Genomic DNA, 11,188 nt, shown 5'->3' with positions numbered 1-11,188 from the left:
GATGAGTCCATGCGCAGCATGTTGTTGGAGCTCTTAGAGCGCCGCTACGACACCGCTTCGACGGTGTTCTGCACCCAGTACGCTAAGAAGGATTGGCACCAGCGACTCGGATCCGGGGTTCATGCTGACGCGATCATGGACCGCATCGTGCACAACACCGTCTGGGTCGATACAGGCAGCCACAACATGCGGGAGCACTCCACCATGAACCAGTAGTGAGCAGATGCCGGTGGGAGCCGGTGGCTTCCACAGCGACGGCCGCTGGCCCCCACCGGCAATATCACTGGCCCCCCGAGGCAATATTGGGTGGCTCCCAAACCTCCGAATACTCACATCGTGGCGGATGATGCAGCAGCGCTATAGGAACGGCCAGTGGTCAGGGTATCGATGAGGTACGGCGACGACTTGGACTGAGTCTTCGTAGACGATGCGCCCGGGAGTGGAAGTGCGCAGCTCTACCCACGGCACGCCGTACCGGCCTAGAAGCCCCAGGTGCTCAGATGCCATCTCCAGAAGACTGACGGCTTCCGCCTTGAACCAGGACCTCGCTCCCGGGTTCAGCTCCGAGTCATAGCAATCAGCAATCACCGTCGATGGGTCTGCATAGGCCGCGTTCGCCTGGGATTTGGCCGCCAGCAACCACGCCGCGTCGTCCCCACCGAGGAGTGAGCCTTCGCGAAGCCCATTGGCCATCGCAAACACGCCGGGGAAGCTTCCCCGGCGGTTTGGGACTGCACTTTGGTAGCGAATGAAGATACCCACGCAGTGAGAGTACGTGCACCAGCAAGAGGTGTCGCGGGGTCTAGTCGGATCCCGGCGTGGAGCTGGCTCGTGCGCCACCGCCCCTGGTGACGAAAAGGCCGCAGGGTGGGATCACGGATCGGATCACGCCCTGCGGCCTTCGTTTCGTCAGTGCTGGTGCGTCAGTTGGCGCTCAGGTACATGGTGGTGGACCAGTACGGAGAGTCTGCGGGGTAGACCGTCGTGCCTTGCTCTGGGTTGTTCGCACCGATGAGCTGACCATTGCCCACGTAGATCGCGGCATGGCTGCCCCCGTTCTGGATGACGATGTCACCCGGTGAGGGCGAGTCGACCTGGTCCATGGAAGCCATCATGTCGTAGGTGGTGCGCGGCACCTCGACCCCGGCCTGGGAGTAGGCCCAGTTGATGAATCCCGAGCAGTCCCAGCCCGAAGTCGAGGTCCCCCCGAAGGAGTAGGGGTTGCCCACGCCGGCATAGGCGGCGCCCACGATCGAATCGTTGCCACCATCCGAGGCTGGCGCTTCGGCCTGCGCCGGCTCGAAGGAAGCGACCTGGATGTTGCCCGCGGCCTGCTGGGCGGCGCCGGCCTGCTGAGTCTGCGGCTGCGCGGGAACCTCTTCGGCCTCCTGGTAGCCGGTCACAGGAGCGGTGTTGGTGCTGGTGCTGGCGGCACGCTCCATGCTGAAAGTGGAGGGCGCTGCTTCCGAGGTGGTGCTCTCGGGGACCTGAACATCGGTGCCGGCGTTTGCGGCCACTGCTGAGGAGAGCACCAGGCCGGAAGCCACGACGGCGGCGGCGGCCCCTCGGCCGAAGGTCCCGGCATTGGAAGCCATGGTCTGCGTGAGCGAAGGCTTGGTCTGGCGGCGTCGGTCACGGCGTGAGACGGGAGTCATGTCATTGGTCACTTGTGGAAGCCTCTTCCTATTGGTGCGGGGCCGCGTGCGTGAGGCCGCGAGCCGGAAAGCTCGCCGCCATCAGATTCGGATTGACCGCGACACCCGCGCCTGCCTAGCGGTAGATTTTTTGAACGGCTCCAGTCAGCGGCAGGAGAAACTCTGACCGGAGGTGCTGCGCTCCTGGGACAACAGGTCCCGGGACGACGACGGTAGAACACACCACTCACGAATGTCACATTTAGATCACGGCCGGCACCGGAGTTGTATCGATACAAGCGACTGAGAGTTGCATCGGTGCGGCAGATCAGCCGACTGGCTCAGCTGAAAGTACTTGTCAGATCGCTATGACCATTTCTCCGTCTCGAGGGAGAGAGTTATGCCACATCTGGCCGCTCGCCAGTCCCGGACTCAAGAATTCCCAGACCACAGGGGCCGGGACGACCGACATCGGCACCCTCTCCCTCCCTGGTGACAACCGGGCGCCGTCGGACCCCAGTCATTGACCCTTCCGCTAGCGTTGTTTCGATGACGCAGAATCACGCCTCGGACCTCTACGACGCCGTCAATGACTGGGGTCCAAGCGACGATTTCTTTCTCCGGTTTCTCACCGCGCACCACGGCGCGAGTGGACTCGACCTGGGCTGTGGAACCGGTGAGATCACCATCGCCGCAGCCCAGGCAGGATGCCACCTGGTGGGCATCGACCCCGACCGGCCTTCCCTCGAGGCGGCCCAGAGGAAGCCCGGCGCTCACCGAGTCCGGTGGATCGAGGGCACCTCTTCGGCGATTCCAGCCGGGGCGGGCTTCGACGTCGCGATCATGTCCTCGAACGTCGTCCAGGCGATCCTCGACGACACGGAGCTGACCCAGTCGTTCAGCGACATCGCCGCTCACTTGGCACCCGGGGGTCGTCTGGCGTTCGACACCCGGGATCCAGATGCCCGCGGCTGGGAGGCCTGGACGAAGAAGCGCTCACAGCGCACCGTCCGCCTCCCGGAGAGCGAGGTCCAACACTGGTACGAGACCACGCATGTCGACGAAGAAGCAGGTCTTGTGGATTTCGGTGCACACGAGATCTCACCGGAGGGCATCGAGAGGGTTGAGCCCTCGCGAATACGCTTCCGCTCGCAAGACCAGATCCGCGCAATGCTCAGCGCTGCCGGTCTCGACGTCGAGAGCGTATTCGGCGGATACAGCTCAGAGCCTGTGGGACAAGGCGTCGGCTCGCTTGTGGTCACCGCCCTGCGCAGCGTCTGAACCCGCCGGGCCTCCATCCCGCCTTCGCCGATCCAGCGTCAGACGCAGGCTCAGAGCCGCGTAGTAGAGCACGTAGCCGCCGGACAAGGCGATCAGCCACAGGTTCGGCGAGGGGAACTGCACAAGTATCAGCGCATAGAGACTCAACCACACGGTGGTGAGCGTCATGGTCAGCCACCACGCTGTCTCGGTGCGGGAGGGGTAGACGTACTTGACCGGAACGAACACGAGCACTGTCAGAACGAGCAGCGTGGTGGTGGTCGCGGCAGTGCTGGCGCCAAGCACAATGAGGTAGAACGCGGCGATGTTCCAGTAGCTGGGGAATCCGACGAAGAAGTGGTCATCGGTCTTAGCGTCGCTGCGGCAGAACTGGAAACAGGACGCCAACAGCGGCACCGAGGCGACGACGCCGCCGAGCCAGCCGTCCGGCAGGTATCCAGCGCTCCAGAGGAGCACCATCGGCGCGAACGCATAGGTGATGTAGTCGACGATGTTGTCCAGCAGCGCGCCGTCGAAGCCAGGCACCACCTCCTTGACGCGGAAGCGGCGTGCCAGAAAACCGTCAGACCCGTCGATGACCATGGCGGCGAGGAAGAGCCACAGCACGATCTCGACCTCACCGGCATAGGACATATGCACCATAAGCAGCGCAAGGACCACACCCAGTGCGGTGTAGGCGTGGACCGACATCGCCCCCAGGCGATGCCAAGGACCGGATTGAGATGCTGACATTGCCTTACCCTAGTCTGCTCATGTTCCGACGGCCACATGGGCTGACACAGTGCTCTGCCCGACGTTGCACCCTACGCGAGCGTCTCGGTGCTCGATGGAGTGCAAGCTCCGTCATAGTCAGGCTGAGCGGCGTTCACCATCCACAAGGGGAACGAGAACAACTCCAGCGCCGTGATCGCCGCTCGCGGCATGGATAGACAGACGTAAGGCGAGCTACGACAGAGACTCCCGTAGAACCGCTATCCAGGCCTCGTGTGAGTCAAGGTGGGCGTCGTGGCTGGCGCGAGGGATGACAACCTGCTGGGTTGAGGGGCGGCGCCTAACCAGCTCCGAGATCTGTTCCTCGGTGAACATCCCGTCCTCACCAAAGATCGCAAGAGTCGGCACGTCCAGTCGCTCCCACTCTTCCCAGCGGGGCACATGAACAGCCGCAATCGCCTGTTCCATGATGTCTGGATCGAATCGGGGCCGAAGACCACCGGACACCACTTCAAGGTCCTCGATCCAGGCCTTCGCCAAAGGCGATTCTCCGAGGAACGTCCGCGCGTCCTCCGTAGTGGGGAAAGGGCTCGGCCAGGAGTGAAAGTACTCCCCGATCTTCCGTGACTCCTCACCGGTCGCGTGTCCTGCCGCGTGACCTTCGAGCATGACCAGCCTCTCGACGAGTTCTGGTCTCGTCGACGCCGTGAGGAGTGCCGTGTGCGCGCCCATCGATTGACCGACCAAGGCGACCGATCGACCAAGCGAGAGGGTCTCGATCACGTGGGCGACGTCGTCAACGAACGCTTGACGGGACAGGTCGGAAGGGCGGCAAGTGCTGCGGCCGTGGCCCCGCTGGTCGAGGAGCAGAACGCGAAAAGAGCCTGTGAGCGCCTCGGCGGTCGGTAGGAACTCACGGGCGCTTCCTGCGAGTCCGTGGAGCAGAACCACATCTGGCCCGTCGCCGCCGTAGTCCGTGACGCACAGCTCCACGTCGTCTCGTCGGAGAATCTTCGTCACCGGTGTCATCGTCGATGCTCTCCTATCCTCTGGTCAGTCGGAGGTCATTGAGCCCACTGGCACCCGCAAGCAGCCCGCCCAGCACTGCCACCAGGAATCCCCACCCTGGGACCGTGTCAGAGAACAGGCCCGCAGAGAAGCTGCCAAGGCCCATGGAAGCGACCAGGATGCTCGATGACCAGGTGAACATCTCGCTGATCTGCCGTGGCGGCGCCATCGAGCGCAGCGTATCGGCACCGATCACCAAGGTCGGGGAGACGGCCAGCCCCGCCGCGCCCAGAAGCAGGGCCAGCGCAAGAGGCGATTCCAGCCAGAAGGCGGCCGCGCAGCTGATGGCCATCAAGAGCCCTGAACACGAGCGGACCCAGATCAGGTTCAACCGGCTGGGAAGCGCCCCCAGCACGAGTGCGGCGAACAAGCTTCCAGCGCCTAGCGCACCGAGGATCCAACCGGCGTACTCCCCCGCCGAGGCCACCACAGCGACATCTGTTGCACCGAGAAAGATCCCCAGCCCGGCGTACCCGAGCAGAATCGCCGCCAACCCCGGCACCTTCCGCACGGAGACCCGCGGAGTCGATGACTCCGCGCGGTGGACCGTGGCGCGTCTGGGACTTCGCAGGGACAGCACCCGAGCCGCGCACAGAAGCAGAGACCCGACGCCTGTGACGGCGACGGTGAGCGCAAAGCCCAGGACGGGGTATCCACCATGTGCCAGAGCAACAGCGAGGATGGGGCCCCCGATGTAGATGACCTCGTCGATGGACGATTCCACAGAGTAGGCAGTCCGCAGACGGTCGGGGCGGTCTTGCAGCAGATCCACCCAGCGGCCTCTGACGATGGCCCCGACGGGTGCGATCGTCCCACCGGTGAGGCCACTCAGAAGCACCGCATAGACGGTCGACCAGTCATTCCAGACGGCAAAAGCTAACAATGAGCCGAAGACGACGTGTCCGACCGCCGCCAGGATCAAGACCCGTTGCGGGCCGACCGTGTCCACGGCGCGCCCCAACAAGGGGCCCACGATTGCCTGAGCTGCGGTCATCACGCCCATGGCGAGACCCGCGACGGCGTAGGACCCGGTCTGCTGCTCGACGAACAACAGGACTGCGATGGCCCTCATGCCCATGGGCGATCTGGCAAGGAACCCGAACGTCACCAGTCCCTTGGACTGTGGGGTCGACAAGACATCGGAGAAGCTCTGAAACATCGGGTTCCTGTTCTCCCGCCTAGACCGTGGTCCGACGTCGACTCGGGGAAAACTCGTCAGCGGGGCGTGTCGGCTCTCTCCTCAATCCGCGGCGTCCCACCACCGCAGCACTCGAAGTGCCTTCAGGGTCACCCACGTCGACGGCCTTCTGCCTGCTAGAGCGCGGTCGTGGTGATCTCGACGAGATCAGCGCTCTTGTCCCACAGGCCGACTGCCAGCTGCGCGTCTGCGGCTTGCGGGTTGGTCTTGGCGATCTTCTGCTTCTCGTAGTACTGACCTGAGACCCAGTCTCGGCCCGAGGCGCCTTCGACGAGCCAGACGAGCTGGACCGCACTCTGCTCCGGGCTGATCAGGCCGGCCAGACGGCCCAGCGGCGTGCGGTAGATGAATCGCATCACGCTGGTGGTGTCTGAAGCGAAGCTCGTCTGGACGTTTCCGGGATGGAAGGCCACCGCAGAGATTCCCTGCTGGGAGAACCTGCGGTCGAGTTCCTTGGTGAAGAGGATGTTGGCCAGCTTCGCGTCCCCATAGGCCTTGTTGGCGGAGTATCTCCGTTCGTTGTTGAGGTCTTCGAGGTTGATCTTCCCGAAGATGCGCGCTGCGATGCTTGAGGTGTTGATGATGGAGGCGTTGCTCGCCGTCAGAGTGTCCATCAGGAGGTTGGTGAGCAGGAACGGTGCCAGGTGGTTCACCTGCAGCGTCTTCTCGAACCCATCGACCGTCCGGGTCTGGTCCCCGAAGATGCCCCCGGCATTGTTGATCAGCACGTCTATCCGGGGGTAGCTGTTCTTCAGGCGCTCCGCGAGCGCCCTCACCTCGGCGAACCTGGTGAAGTCCGCGAGGAAGAAGTCGGCGTTGAGCTCGTGCGCCAGGGCTTCTGTCTTCTGCTTCGAGCGCCCCACGAGGGCGACCGTGTGCCCGTCCGCGACAAGCTGGCGGGCGGCGGCTGCTCCGATTCCGTCGCTGGCACCTGTGAGGACGATGGTCTTTTCGTTCATGGAATGTCTCCTTGTAGGACGAACGTTCACTGGCCGTGGCAGCGCGGTGTGGCAGGTCAGGGGGTGAGAGCGTGCAACACCGCGGACGCAGCCGCGATCATCAACACGATGATGTCAGCAACACCGGATCGGTGCTCTATTGCCCGACGCGAGTCCGTGCCCGATGAGCCCTTGACGAGACTCATGGTCCACCCGGACCGAGGCGGCGCAGATCACAGTGATCTCTCACTCACCACCCAGGTCTCACCGTCACGACAGGAGTACCGTGTGCTCCGGATGGAGGGTGCAGAGTCCCCCCATTCACATAAGGGGATACCCACTAGGTTCATGAGGATGTGACGGTTGCCATGTCGACCACCAGTAGTCACCAGCCGGATGGGCACAGGCTCAGCCTCCAGGGTGAGACACCTGATGATGCAAAGCTCAGTCCCGCGGAGAGCCCCGGCAAGCCCGTACGCTCGACTGCGTCGATCCTGGTGATCTTCGCCCTCGTCTGTGTGGGCCTTCTGTTCCTGCTGCTCATCGGGGAGATCGGAATCTTCGAGCTGGGAACCTGATGCAGCAGCCTGAGTCGCGCAGCAGCGCCTCAACCCGGTCGGGTTTCAGGCCTCAGACCCAGAGGGAATGGCACGCAGTGCACGATTCCGAACCGGCTGTCCAGCGCGACAGCCCCGGGCCGTTCTGCTCCGTTCGAGGGACGTTCTACCGTGCCGTCGATCCCGCCTTCCGCGGCGAGGCCCTCAACGGGTCTCGTTCGGAGGGCCGGTTCTCGCCGCGAAACAACCCCGCCCTCTACCTCAGCGCATCGCGGGAAGGTGTTGCGGCCGCCATGCTCGCCCATACCGATTCCGCATCCCCGGATCGGCAGGTGCTCGTCTTCGACGTTGCGGCCTCATACATCGCGGACCTTCGGGACACCGCGACCATGGCTTCGCTGGGCGTCGATGTCGACGGCGCCGCGGCACCCTGGCAAGACCACGTGGCAGCAGGCAGGACCCCGACCTCCTGGAAAGTCCGCGAGACGCTGCTCGAGCTCGGCGCCCAGGGGCTGATCGACCCCTCTCGGAAGCGACCAGGTTTGTGGCATCTGACCCTCTTCACCTGGAATCAGCCAGGTGCCGGATCTGTCCTCCCGCGCTGAGGCCGCTCAGCGCTGCAACCGGATCAGCTTCAGGGCATCTGACCGCAACGATTCGAACGCCGCTGCCTATCGATCTGCGATAGTGACAAGGTCCTGAGAAAGCCAGTCCTCCGATGTGGAAGGCGCGAGGTGTCGCCCCGATGAGCAGCCCAGCAGAATTAGACATCACACTGGATCACCGCTTCGCGCAGGAGCTCCCGGAGCTCTCGATCCCGTGGTCCGCCCAAGCGGCCACCGCTCCGCAGCTGATCGTGCTCAACGAGCCGTTGGCTCATCATCTGGGGCTTGACCCCGCAGAGCTGCAGAGCCCCGAGGGGGTCCGCCTGCTGGTCGGCAACCGAGTGCCCCGCGGCGCGACGCCGGTGGCTCAGGGCTACTCTGGCCACCAGTTCGGTTCCTACTCACCGCGTCTGGGCGACGGGCGGGCCCTGCTGCTGGGCGAGCTCACCAACGATGAAGGGCAGCTGCGCGACATCCACCTCAAGGGATCGGGACGGACGCCCTTCGCGCGAGGCGGCGCCGACGGCCAGGCTGCGCTGGGCCCAATGCTGCGCGAGTACGTCATCAGCGAGGCGATGCATGCTCTGGGAATTCCTACCACTCGTTCTCTCGCGGTCCTCACCACCGGTGACCTCGTGCAGCGCGAGACAGCGTTGCCCGGTGCGGTGCTCACTCGGGTGGCCAAGAGTCATCTGCGCGTGGGCAGTTTCCAGTACGCCGGAACCACCGGTGGTACCGAACTTGTCCGCCGTCTGGCCGACCACGCGATCGCCCGGCATGCCCCCGAGGCGGCGAGCGCTGAGAACCCCTACCTCGCACTGTTCGCATCGGTGGCCTCTGCCCAGGCTGAACTGATCGCCCAGTGGATGCTGGTGGGCTTTGTCCACGGGGTGATGAACACCGACAACATGACGATCTCCGGGGAATCCATCGATTACGGCCCCTGCGCGTTCTTGGACGCCTTCGACCCCGCCGCTGTCTACAGCTCCATCGACCAGAACGGGCGCTACGCCTACCGGAACCAGCCGGCGATCGCCGAATGGAACCTGGCCCGTTTCGCCGAGACTCTGCTGCCGCTGTTCGACGACGACGACGATCACGCCATTGCCCTGGCGCAGGAGGCCCTGGGCGCCTTCCGTGATCAGTACAGCGCTGCCTGGTCGCTCGGCATGAAGACCAAGCTGGGACTGCCGCAGGACCTGGACGACGAGGTCAGCTCACCGGTGATCCATGACCTCATGACCCTGATGCAGGCGCAGTCGCTCGACTACACCTCGTTCTTCCGGGCTCTCACCGACGCTGCCTCCGGGGATCTGCAACCGGTTCGACGACAGGCCCTCGATCCTGATGCTCTCGATGCCTGGTTGAAGGGCTGGCGCGAACTTTCTCCGGATGCGCAGCAGATGGCCCAGGTCAACCCTGTGTACATTCCGCGAAACCACCTGGTCGAGGAAGCCCTCGACGCGGCGACCGACGGCGACCTGTCACCCTTACACCAGCTGCTGGAGGTCGTGACCGATCCTTACCGCGAGCGCGAGGGCTACGCGCGCTATGCGTCCCCGGCACCGTCAAGCTTCGGCCCCTACCGCACCTTCTGCGGGACCTGAGGATCCGACACTGAGAAGGACCCTGCTCGGCCGGACAAGGCCGAATGTCAGGCGTCACGGCGGTACGGGGCACGCTGGAAAAGTGAGTTCACCCCAGCGTGACACCGGCCAAACACCGCCTCGCTACCGTCTGGTGCATGGTTGCCACCGAGACGCAGGAAAGCTCCGTCAAGCGCGGATTCCGGATGCCGCACGTCTACGTCATCCTCTTCGTCCTCTCCGCGCTTGCCGCGCTTGCCGCCGTCGCGACGTACATCATCCCCGCGAATCAGTTCGAACGGGTGGAGGGCCCTGACGGTCGAGAGGTCATCGATCCGGACTCCTATGGCCCCGCGGACGCGACGCCGACGTCGTTCCTCGACTTCGTCACCGCCGTGCCCCGCGGTCTCGTCGATGCCGGCGAGGTGGTGTTCTTCACCTTCATCATCGGCGGCGTCTTCATGGTCATCCGGCGGACCGGCATCATCGAGAATGCGCTGGACCGCCTGCTGCGGGCCTTCTCGAACCGTCGACTGCTGCTGATCCCGGTCTTGATCACCGTCTTCGCCGCTCTGGCGTCCCTCATCGGCACCCAGGAACTGGCGCTGGTCTATATCCCGGTGCTCATCCCGGTGATCATCGCCCTGGGCTATGACTCCATGGTGGCGGTGGCATAGCGCTGGTCGGCACCACAGCAGGCTTCACATCTGGTGTGCTCAACCCGATCAACACCGGTCTGGCGCAGCAGATCGCAGGCATCGAGACGTACTCCGGCGCAGGACTTCGCACCGCGCTCTTCCTCGTGATGATCACCCTCGGCTCATACTGGGTCATCCGTTACGCCCGCCGAGTGGAGAAGGACCCCGCAAAGAGCCTCGTCTATGGGGAGGACGAGGAGCTGGAGAAGCAGCGACTCTACGCCTCCGGGGCCGAAGGTGAAGCCAAACGGATGAATGGTCGGCAGAAGGTGTCCCTGCTGCTCTGCATTCCGGTCCTCGGTGTCACCATCTGGGGCGTCTCCTCGCAGGGTTGGTTCATGATCGAGATGGCCGGCATGTTCCTCCTGATGATGCTGATCATCGGGCTGGTCAGCGGACTGACCCCGTCTGCGATCTCGGCCTCCTTCTCCGAGGGCATGCGCAGCGTCCTCGAGGCCGCCATCATCGTCGGTGTCGCTCGTTCCGTCGCCGTGATCCTGGAGGACGGGCAGATCCTCGACACGATCGTCCATTCCCTGGGAGACGCCGTCAGCGGGATGCCGAGCGAGCTCTCCGCCGTGGGCATGTTCGCCGTGCAGACCGGCTTCAACTTCGTGGTGCCCTCAGGCTCGGGCCAGGCGGTGGTGACGATGCCGATCATGGCTCCGCTCGCAGACCTCTTGGAGGTCACCCGACAGACCTCCGTGCTGGCGTTCCAACTCGGCGATGGGCTCACAAATATCCTCTACCCCACGTCCGGATATTTCATGGCCGCCCTGGCGATCGGCGGTGTCCGGTGGGAGAAGTGGCTTAAGTTCTACCTGCCGCTGTTCGGACTCTGGGTCTTGACCGCGATCATGTTCCTGGTCTTCGCCCAGATCACCGGCTGGAGCTGAACAGCAGCGGAGCCCT

The 11,188-nt window shown here is 64.1% G+C and carries 11 protein-coding genes and 1 pseudogene; 6 read left to right on the top strand and 6 right to left on the bottom strand.

The genetic code is table 11. The features are described from left to right. Positions 1-216 (top strand): ATP-binding protein (locus tag BCL67_RS13460; RefSeq protein ID WP_181255987.1); only part of this gene is annotated, 216 nt, incomplete at its 5' end. Positions 217-357: 141 nt separating this feature from the next. On the opposite strand, the gene BCL67_RS13455 is transcribed toward BCL67_RS13460, so the two are convergent. Together BCL67_RS13455 and BCL67_RS13450 are read right to left on the bottom strand one after the other, a co-directional pair. Further along, entirely contained in the window at positions 358-762 is a 405-nt protein-coding gene (locus tag BCL67_RS13455; protein WP_181256027.1) for a hypothetical protein, read from the bottom strand. A 161-nt stretch (positions 763-923) separates the two neighbouring features. Beyond that, on the bottom strand, positions 924-1,667 hold the full coding sequence (locus tag BCL67_RS13450) for a C40 family peptidase (protein WP_106123939.1): 744 nt from the start codon (positions 1,665-1,667) through the stop codon (positions 924-926). Between the two features lie 516 nt (positions 1,668-2,183). On the opposite strand from BCL67_RS13450, the gene BCL67_RS13445 reads away from it, so the two are divergent. Beyond that, positions 2,184-2,915: a class I SAM-dependent methyltransferase gene (locus tag BCL67_RS13445; protein WP_106123938.1), complete on the top strand. Its 732-nt coding sequence runs from the start codon at positions 2,184-2,186 to the stop codon at positions 2,913-2,915. Here the strand turns inward: BCL67_RS13445 and BCL67_RS13440 are convergent. From BCL67_RS13440 to BCL67_RS13425, 4 genes are all read right to left on the bottom strand, one after another. Next, on the bottom strand, positions 2,856-3,605 hold the full coding sequence (locus BCL67_RS13440) for a CDP-alcohol phosphatidyltransferase family protein (RefSeq protein WP_258175087.1): 750 nt from the start codon (positions 3,603-3,605) through the stop codon (positions 2,856-2,858). The genes BCL67_RS13445 and BCL67_RS13440 overlap by 60 nt on opposite strands. A gap of 255 nt (positions 3,606-3,860) precedes the next feature. Continuing rightward, the gene (locus tag BCL67_RS13435; RefSeq protein WP_106123937.1) at positions 3,861-4,655 is read right to left on the bottom strand and encodes an alpha/beta fold hydrolase; all 795 of its coding nucleotides are present in this window, start codon (positions 4,653-4,655) and stop codon (positions 3,861-3,863) included. A gap of 13 nt (positions 4,656-4,668) precedes the next feature. Next, complete coding sequence (locus BCL67_RS13430; protein WP_181256026.1) at positions 4,669-5,766, bottom strand: MFS transporter; 1,098 nt, start codon at positions 5,764-5,766, stop codon at positions 4,669-4,671. 242 nt (positions 5,767-6,008) lie between these two features. Beyond that, a complete protein-coding gene (locus tag BCL67_RS13425; protein WP_106123935.1) occupies positions 6,009-6,851 on the bottom strand; it encodes an SDR family NAD(P)-dependent oxidoreductase in 843 nt (280 codons plus the stop codon). Positions 6,852-7,198: 347 nt separating this feature from the next. Here BCL67_RS13425 and BCL67_RS13420 point away from each other — a divergent pair, with 347 nt between their 5' ends. From BCL67_RS13420 to BCL67_RS16015, 4 genes and pseudogenes are all read left to right on the top strand, one after another. Continuing rightward, positions 7,199-7,408 carry a hypothetical protein gene (locus BCL67_RS13420; protein ID WP_146131174.1) on the top strand — a complete coding sequence of 70 codons (210 nt, stop codon included), beginning with the start codon at positions 7,199-7,201 and terminating at the stop codon, positions 7,406-7,408. A 77-nt stretch (positions 7,409-7,485) separates the two neighbouring features. Beyond that, on the top strand, positions 7,486-7,992 hold the full coding sequence (locus BCL67_RS13415; RefSeq protein ID WP_258175083.1) for an RES family NAD+ phosphorylase: 507 nt from the start codon (positions 7,486-7,488) through the stop codon (positions 7,990-7,992). 140 nt (positions 7,993-8,132) lie between these two features. Next, on the top strand, positions 8,133-9,599 hold the full coding sequence (locus BCL67_RS13410) for a protein adenylyltransferase SelO (RefSeq protein WP_106123932.1): 1,467 nt from the start codon (positions 8,133-8,135) through the stop codon (positions 9,597-9,599). A 137-nt stretch (positions 9,600-9,736) separates the two neighbouring features. After that, positions 9,737-11,172, top strand: a pseudogene (locus BCL67_RS16015) (YfcC family protein). Positions 11,173-11,188: the final 16 nt, after the last annotated feature.

The sequence above is a fragment of the Nesterenkonia sandarakina genome, assembly GCF_003003175.1.
In the GTDB taxonomy this organism is placed as follows: Bacteria; Actinomycetota; Actinomycetes; order Actinomycetales; family Micrococcaceae; genus Nesterenkonia; species Nesterenkonia sandarakina_A.
This window is presented reverse-complemented; position numbering and strand designations above follow the sequence as displayed.

Bases quoted from the DNA above. Each gene is read 5' to 3' on its own strand.
- BCL67_RS13445 (WP_106123938.1), top strand. From the start codon at position 2,184: ATGACGCAGAATCACGCCTCGGACCTCTACGACGCCGTCAATGACTGG.
- BCL67_RS13440 (WP_258175087.1), bottom strand. From the start codon at position 3,605: ATGTCGGTCCACGCCTACACCGCACTGGGTGTGGTCCTTGCGCTGCTT.
- BCL67_RS13435 (WP_106123937.1), bottom strand. From the start codon at position 4,655: ATGACACCGGTGACGAAGATTCTCCGACGAGACGACGTGGAGCTGTGC.
- BCL67_RS13430 (WP_181256026.1), bottom strand. From the start codon at position 5,766: ATGAGGGCCATCGCAGTCCTGTTGTTCGTCGAGCAGCAGACCGGGTCC.
- BCL67_RS13425 (WP_106123935.1), bottom strand. From the start codon at position 6,851: ATGAACGAAAAGACCATCGTCCTCACAGGTGCCAGCGACGGAATCGGA.
- BCL67_RS13420 (WP_146131174.1), top strand. From the start codon at position 7,199: ATGTCGACCACCAGTAGTCACCAGCCGGATGGGCACAGGCTCAGCCTC.
- BCL67_RS13410 (WP_106123932.1), top strand. From the start codon at position 8,133: ATGAGCAGCCCAGCAGAATTAGACATCACACTGGATCACCGCTTCGCG.